Raw genomic sequence first — 20,145 nt, 5'->3', positions numbered from 1 at the left:
TGATGATGTTGGGATGGAGTGGGTGCCTTGTAGGCTGGGCTTTAAAATAATTAAGTTGAGTTTTTATATGGCCAAATATAAATATATTATTTATGCGTTTTCCTGCGTGTTTATCTGGAGCTTTATTCCTTCTATATCGCGTTTTGGTCAGAAAGAGATGGATCACTTCCAATATTTATTCTGGTCAAATATTTTGTCTGTCTTAGCGGTATTTGCCGTTGCTCTCATGATGGGGAGAAGTTGGAAGGATATTTTATTCATTCCTTTGCCCATTATGCTTAAAGTTTTGATCTTAGGTGCTTTGGATTGTTTCTTCTATTTGCTGCTTTACTATGGTTACTCCATTGAAAATGGTGTTGCTGTTTTGGTGATCCAATATAGCTGGCCATTAATGATTATTGGATTGTCATTTTTCCTGTTTAAAGAAAAATTAACGATCAGGCAAATGATTGGCATTGCAATGGGCTTTATGGCTGTTGTAATCACTTTTACGAAAGGAAATATTACCGAGATTGCCGTGGAACATCCACAGGCATTGTTGTTGGTATTTAGCGGATCATTTTGTTTTGCATTAATGTCGGTCTTATCGAGACAGTTTGCTATTGATCCCTATATTAGTACATTCTGGGTATTCCTCTGTTCCACCTTAGTCTCCGCAGTATTTATGTTTGCTTTCAGCAGCATTAATTTACCTGTCGGTGATTCACTGATGCCAACATTGCTTAATGGCATCATATTGAATGGAGTTTCTTATATTATTTGGTTCAAAGCCATGAATGGCCCAGATTCTCATAAGATTGCCTCAATCTTATTTTTATCACCCGTCTTGTCGATGATGTGGATTATCTTGTTTTTTGGTGATGCGTTTGTCCCTGCCTATGTGATTGGGTTAGCGCTGGTTATCATTTCTGGATTACTCTGTATCAGTGCTAAGAGAAAGACTTCCGAACAAAATGAATTGATGGATGATCTGATTGAGGATTGATCAGGCAAAATGAAAAAAGGTTTGGCTCTATAATGGCAAGTACTCATGCTCTTCTGCTTACGGTGTTGGCAAAGCAAATTGGTCAGCATAAAAAGATTTTGGTCGGATTTAGCGGCGGATTAGATTCCACCGTATTGCTGCATTTGCTTGTTCGTTTGCGAACCCAATTTCATCAATTGAATAGTGAACGAATGGCGTTAAGGGCAATCCATATTCACCATGGCTTAAACCCAAAGGCGGATTTATGGGTCGAACATTGTCGTCAGATTTGTGCTGACTGGCAGGTGGATTTCCGAACCGAAAAAGTCCAGCTTAATACTCGCCAGAATGGGATTGAAGCTGCGGCTAGAAATGCACGTTATCACGCATTCCAACGTGAATTACAGCAGGATGAAGTTTTAATCACGGCACAGCATCTTGATGATCAGGCAGAAACGTTTTTATTAGCACTGAAACGGGGCAGTGGTCCGGCGGGATTATCTTCCATGCCTGCCAGAATGCCATTTGCGGGAACGACATTGATTCGTCCATTGTTAAATGTAAGTCGTGCAGAATTGGAAGAGTATGCACAGACACAAAAATTACAATGGGTAGAGGATGACAGTAATCAAGATGATCGTTATGACCGTAATTTCCTGCGTCTGAATATCATGCCATTACTCAATCAGCGTTGGCCTCATTTTCCGCAAGCGGTTTCCCGCAGTGCCAGCTTGTGTGGCGAGCAAGAACAATTGTTGGATGAATTGCTGCAAGAATCTTTGGATTCTCTGATTACCGCGGAAGGTTCGATCTCTATTCCTCCTTTGGAAAACAGTTCTGAAGCAAAACGAAATGCGTTGTTGCGGCGATGGCTTAATCAGTGTGGTGTAAAAATGCCGGCACGCGAGCAGCTTCAACGAATCTGGTCAGAAGTGGCACTCGCCAGACAAGATGCAGAACCGCGTTTTAGATTAGGGCACTATGATATTCGCCGTTATCGGCAGCAACTTTGGTTACTTCCTCAATACCAGAATCTGGCGGGAACGATTCTTGAATGGGATTTACAGCAGGCATTGACGTTACCAGATGGATTAGGAACGCTGTTTTGTTCTAAAGAAAATGGTATTACAGTAAGAAAGCCAAACAGTAATGAACAAGTGACAATTCGTTTTGGTTTTCAGGGCAATATTAGCATTGTGGGACGGCAACATTCCCGCCACAGTAAAAAACTGTGGCAAGAATTTGGGGTTGCACCTTGGCTCAGGGAGAGAACCCCTTTGCTCTATTACAATGAAAAACTGATTGCCGCGCTAGGGGTTTTCATCACTAAAGAAGGGCAGAATTTGCCGGATGGCGAAGGAATTTCAGTTCAGTGGGAGAAAATCCATCATATTTAATGGTATGGTTAGTCACGTAGTGATAAATGTAAAGTTGACTATAGCAGATTACTAATTGATTCATGGGGATTTTTTACACAAAAAGTCCTTATTTTATATAAGGACTTTGGGGGTGGGGTTCTAATCGTTATTAGCGATCAGATTTAAGAATGCTCGATAACAATCGTTCCAATTTCTGGATTGCTGAAACTGATAATGTAATCTAACCTTAATTCACGGGTTCCTTCATTTGAATCGATGAGAAGATATTCAATTTTTTTTCTTAAAATCAGCTTATTCGCTTTTCCTTCAAATGTTTCACCATCTCGCAATTGGAGATGCAAATGTAGCTGGCGTTGGCATGCTAGCTCAAGGTTATCGTAATCATCACAGTTAATTGGTTGATATTCTTCGTTATCTATAGACATATTTGCTCACCACTATTTTGCTCACCACATGTTAGTGGCGGTTATCGTGCCGCCCGTGATTGACCCAAATCAAATGCAAAATGCTACTTACGACTATAGCACAGTAAGCTTCCCGTGATTACTGAATAAGTCGGTGAGAATTTCGTTGGAGCAGGGAGTGGATTAAACCTGTATCTTATCACTATGCCATAAAATAAAGTCATACTGTTTGATTGCTCTCTCCGTGCATTTCGCAATCCAGTAGAGTAATGTCAATCTTGTTATGTAAAGCTTATGCTTTGCTTGAAAACAAAGACTTATCTTTTGAATTTGTTGGATAAAATGATGAATAAAAAAATATTGCTTGCATTGTTGGTTGCTGGTGTATTCACCGCTGCGGGATGCCAGAATACTTCCGTAACCCAGAAGAGCGCTGTATCTCAGGAAAAGTCTCAGCCAACAGAAAATGTGTTTAGTGGTGTTGTACCTTGTGCAGATTGTGCAGGTATCGAGACTACCTTACAACTTGCTAAAGATGGAACGTATATATTGGGGCAAACCTATTTGGGAGCTAAGCATGAGGAAAATACGTTCTTTGAAACAGGTCATTGGGTGATAAACGGTAAAAAAATTATTTTAAATCAGCAAGACGGCCAAAAATCTTCTTATCAGATGAAAGGCGAAAATTTGGTTATGCTGGATATCGACGGCGAGCCAATTCAATCAAGCTTCAATTATGAATTAGATAAAGTCAAACCGAAAAAACTGGCCGGAGAATACAGTTATTTTGCTGATTCCGCTCTCTTTACGGAATGTGGTACAGGAAAGCGTTATGATGCTGCGGAAAATATCGATTTAGAACGTGGCTATAGCGCCATGGGAGTAGAAGGTGGAACCCCTGTTTATGTGGAAATAGAGGGCTATTATACGGTTCGTCCTTCAATGGAAGATGGGCTGTTTGATCATGCAGTGGTTCAAACAGGTAAAATTCGTTTTGATAAAACCTCTTCTTGTCATACTAAGAAATAACATATAACAGCAGTGCATAATCTATTGAAAAACCTGCGTAATGAATACGCAGGTTTTCTTAAAAGCTGATAAACGAAATTAAGCTTGTTGAATATGACCTTTCAGGTAATCAACAAGGTTTTCCAGTTTCAGCATCTGCTTATCACCAGTGCGGCGGTGTTTATATTCGATCTCACCGTTATCTAAGTTACGATCACCGATAACCAGAGTATGTGGTACACCGATCAGTTCCATATCAGCAAACATAACACCAGGGCGCTCTTTACGATCATCGAAAATGACATCAATGCCGCTGGCACGTAAGTCTGCATATAATTTTTCGGCGACTTCTTTCACACGGTAAGATTTATGCATGTTCATTGGCAAAATAGCCACCTGGAATGGGGCGATAGCATCTGGCCAGATAATGCCACGATCATCGTGGTTCTGTTCAATAGCTGCTGCAACGATACGGGTGATACCAATACCATAGCATCCCATAGTGATAATTTGATTGTGTCCATCTTCATTTTGCACAGTGGCTTTCAGGGCATCAGAATACTTGGTGCCTAATTGGAAGATATGACCCACTTCAATGCCACGCTTGATTAACAGCGTTCCTTTACCGTCTGGGCTAGTGTCACCCTCAACGACATTACGGATATCAGCCACTTCTGGTAATGGTAAATCACGCTCCCAGTTAATGCCGAAATAGTGTTTGTCATCAATATTAGCACCTGCACCAAAATCACTCATGACAGATACGCTGCGGTCAATAATGACAGGCATCGGCAGGTTGACCGGACCTAAAGAGCCTGGGCCTGCTTTCACAATGGCACGGATTTCTTCTTCGGTAGCGAAAGTCAGTGGGCTGGCGACCAAAGTCAATTTTTCTGCTTTGATTTCATTTAATTCATGATCACCACGTACCAGCAAGGCAACTAATTTATGCCCGCTTTCTTCTGCGGCATGGACGATCAGAGTCTTAACGGTTTTTTCGATTGGCAGATTGAATTGTTCGACCAGCTCAGCAATCGTTTTGGCGTTTGGTGTATCGACCAGGCGCATCTCTTCAGATGGAGCTGTACGCTCTTGAGATGGCATAACTGCTTCCGCTAATTCAATATTAGCCGCATAGTTAGACTCGGTAGAGAAAACGATATCATCTTCACCACTGTCTGCCAGAACCTGGAATTCATGGGAAGCACTGCCACCGATTGAACCCGTGTCAGCCAGAACTGCGCGGAAATCTAAGCCGATGCGGGTAAAGATCTTACTGTAGGCATCGTACATCTTATCGTAAGTTTCTTGCAGGGACTCCTGGCTGGTGTGGAAAGAGTACGCATCTTTCATAATAAATTCACGTGAACGCATGACACCAAAACGTGGGCGGACTTCATCACGGAATTTGGTCTGGATCTGGAACAGGTTCAGTGGAAGCTGCTTATAGGAAGTGACCTCGTTACGAACCAGATCAGTGATAACTTCTTCATGGGTTGGTCCCAAAACGAAAGGGCGTTCACCGCGATCAACAAAACGCAGTAATTCTGGGCCATATTGTTCCCAACGGCCACTTTCCTGCCACAAATCTGCCGGCTGAACTACTGGCATGGAAACCTCAATCGCTCCCGCATTATTCATCTCTTCACGAACAATGTTTTCAACTTTTCTCAACGCGCGGACACCTGTCGGCATCCAGTTGTACAGACCTGAAGCGACTTTACGGATCATTCCAGCACGAAGCATCAGTTTATGACTGACGACTTCTGCATCAGCAGGTGTCTCTTTTAAAGTGGAGAGCAGATATTGGCTAGTACGCATAGTAAGTTTCCATTGGATAGCGAAAAATAAAGACAAATCGCTAGTCTACCAGTGAGCTTGCAATGTCAAAAGGAGTTTTAGCTGTGTTCGATAGAAACCACTTCTGTTGTGGTATTAAAAACTCGCCAGCGGACGTTAAAATCCAAGATATGAGCGGCATATAGACGGTCTTCCTGCACTTTTTTACGGTAGGCAGGACGAGGATCTTGAGCTAATACTTGGCTGATAAAGCGCCTCAAATGAGGATAATGGATTTTGTGGGATAAAAGTTGGCATTCCGCTTCTGGTGAGAAGCTCACTGCCATATCTGCTTCTGGTGCGGCTTGGGCAAAACCAGCCTTGGCTTTTGGTCGTGATTCGGCGAAAGGCAGATAAGGTTTGATGTCGATAACTGGTGTACCATCCACTAAATCCAAACTACCAAGTTCCAGAATGACGCGGTTGTTCTCGCATTGAATATCTCTCAATTCCACCAGTGACATGCCAATTGGGTTGGGGCGGAAGGTTGAACGGGTGGCAAAAACTCCCATTTTGGCATTTCCTCCTAAACGGGGTGGGCGCACTAATGGATTCCAGCCACTATCCATGGTTTGATGGAACACAAAGATAATCCATAAATGACTGAACTGCTCCAGTCCGCGTACTGCATCAACCTGATTATAAGGCGCAAGTAACTCTAGCTGCCCTGTACCATCTTCGACCAAACCCGGTTGACGGGGAATAGCAAATTTCTCTTTGTAAGGAGAATGAATGGTTCCTATTTGCGTAAAATGAAAATCTGCCATTTTTATAGTAATTCAGACACAATTATTTGTTGGTTGTTAGTAATGCGGTGCCTTCACAAATGGCAATTTGGTAGCAGCCTTGGCTAGGTAAAATCGCACATTGATGGAGTAAAACCGCGTTTGCGTTTAGGTAAGATGCTTTTGTCAGCATATTTTGCCGTGCAGTTACAATACTGGCGGGAGAGTCTTGCAGCGTATTACGGCAGGATTCTCCGGCTACAATACCTAACTCTTTAAATGGTACACCTAAAAGCTCATCCGGCTTGGTATAGAGATGGACATAAGAGGATACCTTGCTTTTTTTGACTGACTGATGTTTCAACTTCGGATCTGACATACCAGATTTATTAAACTGAGTTGACGGTGAAGTACACCCAGCGATAAAAAGCGTTATTAAACAGATAGGTAACGCACGCATCGAGTTGGACCCTCATTAAAATTAAAAATGGGTGGATATAAAAAATACCCACCCAATGATTCTAATCTTGATTGTCTGAATAGGAAAGATTACCAGCCTTTTATTGCACTACCCTTGAAGACTTCATTGGCTTCTTTTGCTACTTCTGGAGATTGGTACGCTTTCACAAATTTTTGTACATTTTCCGCATCCTTATTGTCTTCGCGGCTGACAATAATATTGACGTAAGGTGAATCTTTATCTTCAACAAAGATCCCATCTTGCTCTGGTGTTAAACCAATCTGTCCCGCATAAGTGTTATTAATAATAGCGAAAACAATCTTTTGGTCGTCCAGTGAACGTGGCAATTGTGGCCCTTCCAACTGTACGATATCCAAATTCTTAGGATTGCTGGTAATGTCCAAAATAGTTGGTAGCAGACCAACGCCCTCTTTCAGAGTGAGAAGACCTTGTTTTTGCAATAACAGCAGAGCGCGCCCCTGGTTAGTCGGATCGTTAGGGATGGCAATTTGAGAACCTTCTTGCAATTCATCCAGTGACTTAATTTTTTTGGAGTAGGCCGCCATTGGGAAAATGAAAGAATTACCAACAATTGCCAATTTGTAGTTACGTTCTTTCACTTGCTGATCTAAAAAAGGCTTATGCTGGAAGACATTCACATCAATATCCCCTTTACTCAATGACTCATTTGGCAGAACGTAATCATTGAATGTCGTCAATTCAACATCAAGGCCATATTTATCTTTAGCCACTTGTTTAGCAACCTCAGCAACTTTAAGTTCAGGTCCTGCAATAACACCAACCTTGATATGGTTTGGATCACGTTGTTCCTGTCCGCAACCAGCAAGAATTAATGTACCTAATAATGCACTGATTGCTGCGATGGATTTCAATTTTACTGACATATTTTCACCCCTATTGAATACTGATTTATAACCTGTCTTATCAAGTTACTGCGTACTACTATAATGAGGCTCCTATTCCTTTCATCTTTCAAATTGCAGCCAATAAAGCAGCAACTTGAGATTTGTCGGGTATAGGTATAAGCCTTGCCACTTTGTTGAAAATAATTTATTTGCGATTAACGGTTTTCACTAAATGATCACCGCCGACCTGAATTAAGAACACTAAAACAACTAATAATGCTAATACGGTATTCATCACTGTCGCATCGTAGCCAATATAGCCATATTGGTAGCCAATCTGACCTAGACCACCGGCACCAACAGCGCCACCCATTGCGGAATAACCAACTAATGTAATTAAAGTGATGGTGGCGGCATTAATCAAACTTGGTAATGCTTCCGGCAATAAGATCTTTTTGACGATCTGAAATGGGGTTGCTCCCATTGCACGTGCTGCTTCAATTAAGCCAGTCGGGATTTCCAACAATGCATTTTCCACCATGCGGGCAATAAACGGTGCCGCCCCCACAGTCAGCGGAACAATGGCTGCTTGCAAGCCGATAGATGTTCCTACAATCAGACGGGTAAATGGGATCATCCATACCAATAGAATAATAAAAGGTATTGAACGCGTAATATTTACCAATGCAGAAAGTATGCGATAAAGCGTACCATTTTCAATTATCTGCCCAGGGCGAGTAACATATAGAAGCACACCCGCTGGCAAACCAATAACAAAGCCAAAGAAACCAGAGACGAAAGTCATGACGAGGGTTTCCCAGACTCCTTTAGCCAATAATAAAATCATTCCTTCAGACATAACCGAGAACCTCTACTTTCACATGATGCTCTTCTAAAAATGCAATTGTTGATTTGATGCTATCACTTTCCCCATCTAATTCAGCCAGCATAACGCCAAATTTCACACCGCCGGCGTAGTCAATTTGGGAACTTAATATGCTGATGTCGATATTAAAGCGACGAACAGCTATAGAGATTACAGGTGCATCAACTGATTTACCTGTGAACTCCAGCTTCAATAATGGACTGCGATCAGGCGCGGATTCCGGTTGCAACTTCTGTAAATAATCTTCAGGAATGTCCAAGTGCAACGTAGATTTAATAAATTCCTGAGCAACCGGTGTCTTGGGATGCGAAAATATTGCGCTCACAACATCTTGTTCGATCAATTGACCACCACTGATGACGGCAACTTGATCACAGATGCGCTTAACGACATCCATTTCATGGGTAATGAGAAGAATAGTCAAACCCAGTCGACGGTTAATGTCTTTTAATAATTCCAGAATAGAGCGCGTTGTTGCTGGGTCCAGAGCGCTGGTGGCTTCGTCACACAAAAGCACTTTGGGAGAGTTTGCTAGAGCCCGCGCAATAGCAACACGCTGCTTTTGGCCACCCGATAAATTAGCAGGATAAGCATCATGTTTTTCAGCAAGTCCAACTAACTCTAGTAACTCGTTAACCTTGGCCTTTATTTCGGCTTTAGGTGTGTTATTCAGTTCTAAAGGTAATGCAACATTGTCAAACACGGTTCTGGATGACAACAAATTAAAGTGCTGGAAAATCATGCCAATATGACGACGTGCATGCGTTAGCTCACGTTCTGAAAGAGAAGTGAGATCCTGCCCTGCCACTAATACCTGACCAGAAGTCGGCCGTTCAAGCATATTCACACAGCGAATTAAGGTACTTTTGCCTGCACCGGAAGAACCAATGACACCATATATTTGTCCCTGCGGGACATGTAGGTTGATATCTGAAAGCGCTTTTATCGTGCGCGTTCCTTGTTGAAATATCTTATTTATCTGAGTCAGTCTTATCATTTTTTTCTTATTAGATGTAAAGATGAATGACTTGAGAACATTTCAACAAGTCATGAATTAAAGTGGATGTTAAGGCGTCTAGACGTCTAAGTCAACTAGGAATAAATTAAATGCTGCATTCTCAATCAGTAATAAATCATGCGATACTGTCCACTTGGTACATTCTTGGAGTAATCAGGTGACTCAAGGTATTCCCGCCGTATTTTTAGATCGTGACGGCACGATTAACATCGATCATGGTTATGTACATGAGGTAGATAATTTTCAATTTATTGATGGTGCTATTGAAGCCATGCTTGAGTTGAAAAAAATGGGCTATGCTCTGGTTTTGGTGACCAATCAATCAGGCATTGCACGTAAGATTTTTACTGAAGATCAATTTATGCAATTAACAGAATGGATGGATTGGTCATTGGCGGATAGAGGTGTTGATCTTGATGGTATTTATTATTGTCCGCATCATCCTGAAGCAGAGGATGAAGAATATAAAAAGAGCTGTAACTGCCGTAAGCCACAACCAGGTATGTTGTTAGATGCACAGAAAGCATTACATATCAATATGTCTTCTTCTTATATGGTAGGAGACAAAATAGAAGATATGCTGGCAGCCAAAGCTGCGAAAGTTGGTACCAAGGTTCTTGTTCGTACAGGAAAACCAATAATAGAAGAGGCAGAACAGGTTGCGGATTTGGTAGTTAATAGCTTGTCAGACTTGCCAAATGTAATAAAAAATAGGCAAAAATAACCTTTTGGTTCAAATTGTGAGCGCTTAAATAAAAAATCACAAAAAAGACTTGCCTAAATTAGAAGTCTCCCTATAATGCGCTTCCGTTGTCACGACAAACACACAAACCTGTCGGGATGACAACGTGAAAAGCCCTGAAAAATAAGGCTTGACACGACAAGAGGAAAGCGTAAGATACGCAGCCTCGCAACCCGGAAGAGACTTCCGGTTGCCAACGCTCTTTAACAAATTAATCAGACAATCTGTGTGGGCACTCGCAAGACACTTATCCAAGCCGAAAGGCAAAAAGATTTAAAGTCTTGAAGAGTGACTGACAGTTAATTCATTACGAACTAACAGTAGAATTCTTTGAGCATCAAACTTTTAATTGAAGAGTTTGATCATGGCTCAGATTGAACGCTGGCGGCAGGCCTAACACATGCAAGTCGAGCGGCAGCGGGGGAAAGCGTGCTTTCCTGCCGGCGAGCGGCGGACGGGTGAGTAATGTCTGGGGATCTGCCCGATGGAGGGGGATAACCACTGGAAACGGTGGCTAATACCGCATGACCTCTTGGGAGCAAAGTGGGGGACCTTCGGGCCTCACGCCATCGGATGAACCCAGATGGGATTAGCTAGTAGGTGGGGTAACGGCTCACCTAGGCGACGATCCCTAGCTGGTCTGAGAGGATGACCAGCCACACTGGGACTGAGACACGGCCCAGACTCCTACGGGAGGCAGCAGTGGGGAATATTGCACAATGGGCGCAAGCCTGATGCAGCCATGCCGCGTGTATGAAGAAGGCCTTCGGGTTGTAAAGTACTTTCAGCGGGGAGGAAGGCGCAGGGTCGAAGACACCCTGCGATTGACGTTACCCGCAGAAGAAGCACCGGCTAACTCCGTGCCAGCAGCCGCGGTAATACGGAGGGTGCAAGCGTTAATCGGAATTACTGGGCGTAAAGCGCACGCAGGCGGTCAATTAAGTTAGATGTGAAATCCCCGGGCTTAACCTGGGAATGGCATCTAAGACTGGTTGACTAGAGTCTCGTAGAGGGGGGTAGAATTCCACGTGTAGCGGTGAAATGCGTAGAGATGTGGAGGAATACCGGTGGCGAAGGCGGCCCCCTGGACGAAGACTGACGCTCAGGTGCGAAAGCGTGGGGAGCAAACAGGATTAGATACCCTGGTAGTCCACGCTGTAAACGATGTCGATTTGGAGGTTGTGGCCTTGAGCCGTGGCTTCCGGAGCTAACGCGTTAAATCGACCGCCTGGGGAGTACGGTCGCAAGATTAAAACTCAAATGAATTGACGGGGGCCCGCACAAGCGGTGGAGCATGTGGTTTAATTCGATGCAACGCGAAGAACCTTACCTACTCTTGACATCCACGGAATTCTGCAGAGATGCGGAAGTGCCTTCGGGAACCGTGAGACAGGTGCTGCATGGCTGTCGTCAGCTCGTGTTGTGAAATGTTGGGTTAAGTCCCGCAACGAGCGCAACCCTTATCCTTTGTTGCCAGCACTTCGGGTGGGAACTCAAGGGAGACTGCCGGTGATAAACCGGAGGAAGGTGGGGATGACGTCAAGTCATCATGGCCCTTACGAGTAGGGCTACACACGTGCTACAATGGCGGATACAAAGAGAAGCGACCTCGCGAGAGCAAGCGGACCTCATAAAGTCTGTCGTAGTCCGGATTGGAGTCTGCAACTCGACTCCATGAAGTCGGAATCGCTAGTAATCGCAGATCAGAATGCTGCGGTGAATACGTTCCCGGGCCTTGTACACACCGCCCGTCACACCATGGGAGTGGGTTGCAAAAGAAGTCGGTAGCTTAACCTTTAGGAGGGCGCTGACCACTTTGTGATTCATGACTGGGGTGAAGTCGTAACAAGGTAACCGTAGGGGAACCTGCGGTTGGATCACCTCCTTAACCTAAGATGGTGAAATGTGAGTGTTCACACAGATTGTCTGATATAGAGAAGAAGAGACAGGAACGGAATAGGCTTGTAGCTCAGGTGGTTAGAGCGCACCCCTGATAAGGGTGAGGTCGGTGGTTCAAGTCCACTCAGGCCTACCAATTTTTCTGTCCGGTTCAATGGGGCTATAGCTCAGCTGGGAGAGCGCCTGCCTTGCACGCAGGAGGTCAGCGGTTCGATCCCGCTTAGCTCCACCATGACTCTTCTGACTAAAAAAAGATTTCAGAACACATTAAAGACAGTGTGTTGTGAAATTTATGCTCTTTAACAATCTGGAACAAGCTGAAAATTTGAAACAATCGATGTTGTTGAACGATAACATTGATGAGTCTCTCAACCCCTCCAATCTGAAGACACCTTCGGGTTGTGAGGTTAAGCGACTAAGCGTACACGGTGGATGCCTAGGCAGTCAGAGGCGATGAAGGACGTGCTAATCTGCGAAAAGCGCCGGTGAGCTGATATGAAGCGCTATCAGCCGGCGATGTCCGAATGGGGAAACCCGGTGCAATCCGTTGCACCATCCTTACCTGAATCCATAGGGTAAGGAGGCGAACCGGGGGAACTGAAACATCTCAGTACCCCGAGGAAAAGAAATCAACCGAGATTCCCCCAGTAGCGGCGAGCGAACGGGGAGGAGCCCAGAACCATCATCAGTTTGTGTGTCAGTGGAAGCGTCTGGAAAGGCGCACAGTAAAGGGTGACAGTCCCGTACACGAAGAGACACAGGCTGTGAGTTCGATGAGTAGGGCGGGACACGTGGTATCCTGTCTGAATATGGGGGGACCATCCTCCAAGGCTAAATACTCCTGACTGACCGATAGTGAACCAGTACCGTGAGGGAAAGGCGAAAAGAACCCCGGCGAGGGGAGTGAAAGAGAACCTGAAACCGTGTACGTACAAGCAGTGGGAGCCCTGATTTATCAGGGTGACTGCGTACCTTTTGTATAATGGGTCAGCGACTTATATTCTGTAGCAAGGTTAACCGCATAGGGGAGCCGCAGGGAAACCGAGTCTTAACTGGGCGTTAAGTTGCAGGGTATAGACCCGAAACCCGGTGATCTAGCCATGGGCAGGTTGAAGGTTGGGTAACACTAACTGGAGGACCGAACCGACTAATGTTGAAAAATTAGCGGATGACTTGTGGCTGGGGGTGAAAGGCCAATCAAACCGGGAGATAGCTGGTTCTCCCCGAAAGCTATTTAGGTAGCGCCTCGTGAACTCATCTTCGGGGGTAGAGCACTGTTTCGGCTAGGGGGTCATCCCGACTTACCAACCCGATGCAAACTGCGAATACCGAAGAATGTTATCACGGGAGACACACGGCGGGTGCTAACGTCCGTCGTGAAGAGGGAAACAACCCAGACCGCCAGCTAAGGTCCCCAAGTCATGGTTAAGTGGGAAACGAAGTGGGAAGGCTCAGACAGCCAGGATGTTGGCTTAGAAGCAGCCATCATTTAAAGAAAGCGTAATAGCTCACTGGTCGAGTCGGCCTGCGCGGAAGATGTAACGGGGCTAAACCATGCACCGAAGCTGCGGCAGCGACATGAATATGTTGTTGGGTAGGGGAGCGTTCTGTAAGCCGTTGAAGGTGAACTGTGAGGTTTGCTGGAGGTATCAGAAGTGCGAATGCTGACATAAGTAACGATAAAGCGGGTGAAAAACCCGCTCGCCGGAAGACCAAGGGTTCCTGTCCAACGTTAATCGGGGCAGGGTGAGTCGACCCCTAAGGCGAGGCTGAAAAGCGTAGTCGATGGGCAACAGGTTAATATTCCTGTACTGGCAATAATTGCGATGGGGGGACGGAGAAGGCTAGGCAAGCCGGGCGACGGTCGTCCCGGTTTAAGTGTGTAGGCGGGATAACCAGGCAAATCCGGTTATCCGTTACGCTGAGGCACGATGACGAGGCACTACGGTGCGGAAGTTGCTGATGCCCCGCTTCCAGGAAAAGCCCCTAAGCTTCAGATTATTGTTAATCGTACCCCAAACCGACACAGGTGGTCAGGTAGAGAATACTCAGGCGCTTGAGAGAACTCGGGTGAAGGAACTAGGCAAAATGGTGCCGTAACTTCGGGAGAAGGCACGCTGGCGTTAGGTGAAGAAACTTGCTTTTGGAGCCGAGGCCAGTCGCAGATACCAGCTGGCTGCAACTGTTTAATAAAAACACAGCACTGTGCAAACACGAAAGTGGACGTATACGGTGTGACGCCTGCCCGGTGCTGGAAGGTTAATTGATGGGGTTAGCCGCAAGGCGACGCTCTTGATCGAAGCCCCAGTAAACGGCGGCCGTAACTATAACGGTCCTAAGGTAGCGAAATTCCTTGTCGGGTAAGTTCCGACCTGCACGAATGGCGTAATGATGGCCAGGCTGTCTCCACCCGAGACTCAGTGAAATTGAACTCGCTGTGAAGATGCAGTGTACCCGCGGCAAGACGGAAAGACCCCGTGAACCTTTACTATAGCTTGACACTGAACCTTGAGCCTTGATGTGTAGGATAGGTGGGAGGCTGTGAAGTGTGGACGCCAGTCTGCACGGAGCCATCCTTGAAATACCACCCTTGAATGTTTGATGTTCTAACGCAGGCCCGTTATCCGGGTTGCGGACAGTGTCTGGTGGGTAGTTTGACTGGGGCGGTCTCCTCCCAAAGCGTAACGGAGGAGCACGAAGGTTGGCTAATCCTGGTCGGACATCAGGAGGTTAGTGCAATGGCATAAGCCAGCTTGACTGCGAGAGTGACGGCTCGAGCAGGTGCGAAAGCAGGTCATAGTGATCCGGTGGTTCTGAATGGAAGGGCCATCGCTCAACGGATAAAAGGTACTCCGGGGATAACAGGCTGATACCGCCCAAGAGTTCATATCGACGGCGGTGTTTGGCACCTCGATGTCGGCTCATCACATCCTGGGGCTGAAGTAGGTCCCAAGGGTATGGCTGTTCGCCATTTAAAGTGGTACGCGAGCTGGGTTTAGAACGTCGTGAGACAGTTCGGTCCCTATCTGCCGTGGGCGTTGGAAGATTGCAAGGGGCTGCTCCTAGTACGAGAGGACCGGAGTGGACGCACCACTGGTGTTCGGGTTGTCATGCCAATGGCACTGCCCGGTAGCTAAGTGCGGAAGAGATAACCGCTGAAAGCATCTAAGCGGGAAACTTGCCTTAAGATGAGTCTTCCCTTGTCCCTTGAGGACACTGAAGGAACGTTCGAGACGAGGACGTAGATAGGCTGGGTGTGTAAGCGTTGCGAGACGTTGAGCTAACCAGTACTAATGAACCGTGCGGCTTAACCTGACAACACCGAAGGTGTTTTGGGGTGAGAGAGAGAAAAGTTTCAGGATAAAAACAGCTTGTTCGGGATTGAAAACAGGATTTGTCTGGCGGCAATAGCGCGGTGGTCCCACCTGACCCCATGCCGAACTCAGCAGTGAAACGCCGTAGCGCCGATGGTAGTGTGGGGTCTCCCCATGTGAGAGTAGGGCACTGCCAGACATTCAATCAGTCAGAGAAGCCATCCCTTACCGGATGGCTTTTTTGCGTTTAATTTTTTTCCTTATTCTGATAACTACTTCCTATATAATAAAATGAAATAATTTCAATTTGAGTACAATAACTCGACATTTACCTTCTTTTTGGGGTAAATTTGGCTATCTGGAAGTCTAAATGCATAGGTTAAATAGTCGAGGTTTTAAGCAATGCCAATTCGTGTACCAGATGAATTACCTGCGGTGAATGCTCTTCGCAATGAAAACATTTTTGTTATGACGTCAACACGGGCCAATATTCAGAATATTCGTCCATTGAAGGTATTGCTCCTCAACCTAATGCCAAAGAAGATAGAAACAGAAAACCAGTTTATTCGGTTATTATCTAACACACCGCTTCAAATCGATATTCAATTGCTACGTATTGATAGCCGCCAATGTAAAAATACGCCTACTGAACATTTAGATACCTTTTATTGTGATTTTGATTCAATAAAAGATCAAAATTTCGATGGACTGCTTGTCACAGGCGCCCCTTTAGGGCTCGTTGAATTTGAAGATGTGGTTTATTGGAGTGAAGTTGAAAAAGTAGTGAATTGGGCAAAAGAACATGTTACCTCGACACTTTTTGTCTGTTGGGCGGTTCAGGCTGCGTTAAAAGTGCTTTATCAACTTCCCAAGCATACCCGAAAAGCTAAACTTTCTGGTGTTTATCTCCATTCAACTTTAGATCCTTTAGCATTATTAAGCCGTGGATTTGACGAAACATTTTTTGCCCCTCACTCACGTTTTGCTGATTTTCCTGAGTCTCTCATTCGTGAACATACGGATTTAGATATTTTAGCCAGCTCAGAAGAGGCAGGAGCCTATTTATTTGCCAGTAAAGACAAACGATTAGTATTTGTAACAGGACACCCTGAATATGATGCAGGTACATTAGCCGCGGAATATTGGCGTGATCGTGCTGCTGATATGGAACCAGAATTGCCTGTCAATTACTTTCCAAATAATGATCCTGCAAATAAACCTGTTGCGTCTTGGCGTAGTCATGGTCATTTACTATTTTCAAATTGGTTGAATTATTATGTCTACCAAATTACGCCATATGATCTCGCTTTTATGAATCCCACCTTAGATTAAATCTAATTTAAATTTTAAGTAAAAATGAGAGGCTGCTGAAGCGAGACACTTCTCATTTTGTTAATTTTCCTTCCGTTGTTGTCGTTCAATAGCCAGCCGTTATTTTTCATGCATAACAAAAACTTAATATTGTTGTGTGCGATTTTTTGGAATTTATTTCCCTGCTTTTTTATCTTTAATTCGTCTTAGTTAATTGATTCTATAGGGATAATTTTAATTATTAAAAATAATGGAAACTGTTTTTGATTTATTTTTTTAATTGATTACTCTTAAACAGATGAGTGTTTAAAAGTGAGAAATGGGGAAATTATGCAGCAGGTATTAGCAACAAAATTAACCTTTATCAAACCTTTTGAAGAGGCAGAGAAACAGGTGTTGTCACCTGAATCTATTCGTTTTTTAGAGGATTTGATTATCGAGTTTTCTGACAGGCGTACAAAATTATTGGATGAGCGTGTACATTGGCAGGAAAAAATAGATAACGGTTCATTACCTGATTTTATTTCGGAAACAGCTTCCATTAGGAATGGGGATTGGAAAATTCAGGGAATACCGGATGATCTCAAAGACCGTCGGGTTGAAATAACAGGACCTGTAGAACGCAAGATGGTCATCAATGCCTTAAATGCAAATGTAAAAGTATTTATGGCAGATTTTGAGGATTCATTAGCACCTGAATGGGATAAGGTTATCAATGGACAAATTAACTTACGGGATGCCGTCAATGGGACGATCTCATATACCAATGAGCAGGGTAAGAGTTATGAGTTGAAAGCAGATCCCGCAGTATTGATTGCCCGAGTTAGAGGGTTGCACCTGTCAGAAAAACATATCCTCTACAAGAACGAACCGATTTCTGGCGGGTTGTTTGATTTTGCCCTCTATTTCTATTTGAATCATAAGAAATTACTGCAAAAAGGCAGTGGTCCTTATTTCTATCTACCCAAAATACAAAGCTACCATGAAGCACAATGGTGGAGTGATGTTTTCAGGTTTGCTGAATCACGTTTCAATTTGCCAACAGGAACGATTAAGGCAACGGTTTTGATTGAAACCTTACCCGCCGTATTCCAAATGGATGAAATTCTGTATCACTTACGTCATCACATCGTTGGCCTAAATTGTGGGCGCTGGGATTATATTTTCAGTTATATCAAGACACTGAAAAATCATGCCGACCGAATTTTGCCAGATCGTCAATCCGTTACGATGACACAACCTTTCTTGAGTGCCTACTCTCGCTTGTTGATTAAAACTTGTCATAAACGCGGTGCGTTTGCAATGGGAGGAATGTCGGCATTTATTCCTAGTAAAGATCCTGTGCAAAATCAGCAGGTTTTGGACAAAGTCAGAGCAGATAAAGAGCTGGAAGCCAATAATGGCCATGATGGTACATGGGTTGCGCATCCAGGGCTTGCAGATATTGTCATGGAGATTTTTGATGCAAAATTGGGAGAGCGTCAAAACCAACTAACAGTTTTACGCGAAGAAGAAGATGCGATTACGGCTGAACAATTGCTTGCGCCTTGTGTGGGAGAAAGAACAGAAGAGGGAATGCGCGCAAATATTCGTGTTGCAGTTCAATACATAGAAGCCTGGATTTCGGGGAATGGGTGTGTACCGATTTACGGTTTGATGGAAGATGCTGCTACGGCAGAGATTTCCCGAACTTCTATTTGGCAATGGATTCGCCATGAAAAATCACTCTCTAATGGTAAAAAAGTGACAAAAGAACTGTTCAGAGAAATGTTGAAAGAAGAATTAGCTGTTATTAGACAGGAAGTTGGCGAGCAGCGCTTTAATCAAGGGCGATTTATGGAAGCTTCTGATTTGATGGAAAGAATTACTACTCAGGACAACTTAATTGATTTCCTAACATTACCTGGTTATCAGTTATTAGACTAATTTAAAGGCAATAATGGCAAAAATATCCGATTAATTAAGAATAGGAAGTAGAACATCATGACCATGTCCCGGAAACAACAAATCGCTCAACTAGAACAAGAGTGGCAACAACCGCGTTGGAAAGGTATTACTCGTCCGTATAGTGCTGAAGATGTCGTCAAATTGCGGGGTTCAATTAATCCTGAACATACTTTAGCGCAAATGGGAGCGAAAAAGTTATGGAACTTGCTGAATGGCAACTCGAAAAAAGGCTATGTGAACGCACTTGGGGCGCTAACTGGCGGTCAGGCACTTCAGCAAGCTAAAGCAGGTATTGAGGCGGTTTATCTTTCCGGCTGGCAAGTGGCGGCAGATGCAAATACCGCAGCCAGTATGTATCCTGATCAGTCATTGTATCCCGTTGATTCTGTTCCTAATGTAATTAGGCGTATCAATAATAGCTTCCGTCGTGCAGATCAGATCCAATGGTCAAATGGTATCGATCCAGATAGTCAAGAATATATTGACTATTTCTTGCCGATTGTCGCGGATGCGGAAGCAGGGTTTGGAGGGATACTTAACGCATTTGAACTGATGAAAGCGATGATCGAGGCTGGTGCTGCCGCAGTGCATTTTGAAGATCAACTGGCTGCGGTGAAAAAATGTGGACACATGGGTGGCAAAGTCTTGGTTCCGACGCAAGAGGCTATTCAGAAGCTGATAGCTGCACGGTTGGCGGCTGATGTATCCGGTGTACCAACCTTGTTAATTGCGCGTACCGACGCAGATGCAGCAGATTTACTGACTTCAGATTGTGATCCTTATGACAAAGCCTTCATTACTGGTAAGCGAACTTGTGAAGGTTTCTATTGTACACGTGCCGGCATTGAACAAGCTATTAGCCGTGGATTGGCTTATGCTCCTTACGCCGATGTTGTCTGGTGCGAAACGTCTACACCGGATATTGAAGCGGCTCGCTGTTTTGCTGAAGCCATCCATGCTAAATATCCTGGCAAGTTGTTAGCTTATAACTGTTCACCTTCTTTCAACTGGAAAAAGAATCTGGATGATAAAACGATTGCCAGTTTCCAGGAGCAGTTATCTGCTATGGGATATAAATTCCAGTTCATTACACTTGCGGGTATACATAGCATGTGGTTCAACATGTTTGATTTGGCCTACGATTATGCACGTGGTGAAGGAATGAAACATTATGTTGAAAAAGTTCAAGAACAAGAATTTGCTGCTCTTGAGCGTGGTTATACATTCTCCTCACATCAGCAGGAAGTAGGAACGGGATATTTTGATAAAGTGACCACTATTATTCAGGGAGAGAGTTCTTCTGTTACTGCATTAACCGGATCGACAGAAGAACAGCAATTCTAACTTTATTATATTGATGAAGATAATAAACGATTGGGGGAA

At 44.3% G+C, this 20,145-nt stretch carries 14 protein-coding genes, 2 tRNA genes and 3 rRNA genes; 12 read left to right on the top strand and 7 right to left on the bottom strand.

Annotated features, from left to right (window positions below):
• Positions 1–67 precede the first annotated feature (67 nt).
• Complete coding sequence (locus ACE1SE_RS15930) at positions 68–985, top strand: DMT family transporter (protein ID WP_374051694.1); 918 nt, start codon at positions 68–70, stop codon at positions 983–985.
• Between the two features lie 32 nt (positions 986–1,017).
• Positions 1,018–2,361: a tRNA lysidine(34) synthetase TilS gene (tilS, locus tag ACE1SE_RS15925; protein WP_374051693.1), complete on the top strand. Its 1,344-nt coding sequence runs from the start codon at positions 1,018–1,020 to the stop codon at positions 2,359–2,361.
• Between the two features lie 143 nt (positions 2,362–2,504).
• On the opposite strand, the gene rof is transcribed toward tilS, so the two are convergent.
• Positions 2,505–2,768, bottom strand: coding sequence for a Rho-binding antiterminator (gene rof / locus ACE1SE_RS15920; RefSeq protein ID WP_074020298.1), 264 nt, complete (start codon positions 2,766–2,768; stop codon positions 2,505–2,507).
• 321 nt (positions 2,769–3,089) lie between these two features.
• On the opposite strand from rof, the gene nlpE reads away from it, so the two are divergent.
• Positions 3,090–3,776, top strand: a complete 687-nt coding sequence (gene nlpE, locus ACE1SE_RS15915; protein WP_374051692.1) for an envelope stress response activation lipoprotein NlpE — start codon at positions 3,090–3,092, stop codon at positions 3,774–3,776.
• A 78-nt stretch (positions 3,777–3,854) separates the two neighbouring features.
• On the opposite strand, the gene proS is transcribed toward nlpE, so the two are convergent.
• The 6 genes from proS to metN all read right to left on the bottom strand — a co-directional run bounded on the left by proS (position 3,855) and on the right by metN (position 9,528).
• Positions 3,855–5,576 (bottom strand): proline--tRNA ligase, encoded by a 1,722-nt coding sequence (gene proS / locus ACE1SE_RS15910; RefSeq protein ID WP_374051691.1) that lies wholly within the window; start codon positions 5,574–5,576, stop codon positions 3,855–3,857.
• A 77-nt stretch (positions 5,577–5,653) separates the two neighbouring features.
• Positions 5,654–6,361 (bottom strand): tRNA (N6-threonylcarbamoyladenosine(37)-N6)-methyltransferase TrmO, encoded by a 708-nt coding sequence (tsaA, locus tag ACE1SE_RS15905; RefSeq protein WP_374051690.1) that lies wholly within the window; start codon positions 6,359–6,361, stop codon positions 5,654–5,656.
• A gap of 22 nt (positions 6,362–6,383) precedes the next feature.
• Positions 6,384–6,779, bottom strand: coding sequence for an envelope stress sensor lipoprotein RcsF (gene rcsF, locus ACE1SE_RS15900; RefSeq protein ID WP_374051689.1), 396 nt, complete (start codon positions 6,777–6,779; stop codon positions 6,384–6,386).
• Between the two features lie 89 nt (positions 6,780–6,868).
• Entirely contained in the window at positions 6,869–7,684 is an 816-nt protein-coding gene (locus tag ACE1SE_RS15895) for a MetQ/NlpA family lipoprotein (RefSeq protein WP_374051688.1), read from the bottom strand.
• A gap of 166 nt (positions 7,685–7,850) precedes the next feature.
• Entirely contained in the window at positions 7,851–8,504 is a 654-nt protein-coding gene (locus ACE1SE_RS15890; protein WP_374051687.1) for a methionine ABC transporter permease MetI, read from the bottom strand.
• The gene (metN, locus tag ACE1SE_RS15885) at positions 8,497–9,528 is read right to left on the bottom strand and encodes a methionine ABC transporter ATP-binding protein MetN (RefSeq protein WP_374051686.1); all 1,032 of its coding nucleotides are present in this window, start codon (positions 9,526–9,528) and stop codon (positions 8,497–8,499) included. Before metN ends, ACE1SE_RS15890 begins: the two co-directional genes overlap by 8 nt.
• 178 nt (positions 9,529–9,706) lie before the next feature.
• On the opposite strand from metN, the gene gmhB reads away from it, so the two are divergent.
• The 9 genes from gmhB (at position 9,707) to aceA (ending at position 20,106) form a co-directional block, all read left to right on the top strand.
• Positions 9,707–10,273, top strand: a complete 567-nt coding sequence (gmhB, locus tag ACE1SE_RS15880; protein ID WP_374051685.1) for a D-glycero-beta-D-manno-heptose 1,7-bisphosphate 7-phosphatase — start codon at positions 9,707–9,709, stop codon at positions 10,271–10,273.
• A 364-nt stretch (positions 10,274–10,637) separates the two neighbouring features.
• Positions 10,638–12,179: ribosomal RNA gene (locus tag ACE1SE_RS15875) — 16S ribosomal RNA — on the top strand.
• Between the two features lie 70 nt (positions 12,180–12,249).
• Positions 12,250–12,326: transfer RNA gene (locus ACE1SE_RS15870), tRNA-Ile, on the top strand.
• Positions 12,327–12,346: 20 nt separating this feature from the next.
• Positions 12,347–12,422, top strand: a tRNA-Ala gene (locus tag ACE1SE_RS15865).
• 173 nt (positions 12,423–12,595) lie between these two features.
• Positions 12,596–15,505, top strand: a 23S ribosomal RNA gene (locus ACE1SE_RS15860).
• A gap of 82 nt (positions 15,506–15,587) precedes the next feature.
• Positions 15,588–15,703 (top strand): 5S ribosomal RNA (gene rrf / locus ACE1SE_RS15855).
• Together the 16S, 23S and 5S rRNA genes with 2 tRNA genes alongside form the textbook arrangement of a ribosomal RNA operon.
• A gap of 203 nt (positions 15,704–15,906) precedes the next feature.
• Positions 15,907–16,836 carry a homoserine O-acetyltransferase MetA gene (metA, locus tag ACE1SE_RS15850; protein ID WP_374051684.1) on the top strand — a complete coding sequence of 310 codons (930 nt, stop codon included), beginning with the start codon at positions 15,907–15,909 and terminating at the stop codon, positions 16,834–16,836.
• Positions 16,837–17,145: 309 nt separating this feature from the next.
• Positions 17,146–18,741, top strand: a complete 1,596-nt coding sequence (gene aceB, locus ACE1SE_RS15845; RefSeq protein WP_374051683.1) for a malate synthase A — start codon at positions 17,146–17,148, stop codon at positions 18,739–18,741.
• A gap of 57 nt (positions 18,742–18,798) precedes the next feature.
• A complete protein-coding gene (aceA, locus tag ACE1SE_RS15840; protein ID WP_374051682.1) occupies positions 18,799–20,106 on the top strand; it encodes an isocitrate lyase in 1,308 nt (435 codons plus the stop codon).
• Positions 20,107–20,145: the final 39 nt, after the last annotated feature.

Origin of the sequence: Xenorhabdus taiwanensis, from assembly GCF_036512875.1 — a bacterium.
GTDB classification, from domain to species: domain Bacteria; phylum Pseudomonadota; class Gammaproteobacteria; order Enterobacterales; family Enterobacteriaceae; genus Xenorhabdus; species Xenorhabdus taiwanensis.
Note: the sequence above shows the minus strand (reverse complement) of the source record. Positions and strands in the feature narration are given on the sequence as shown.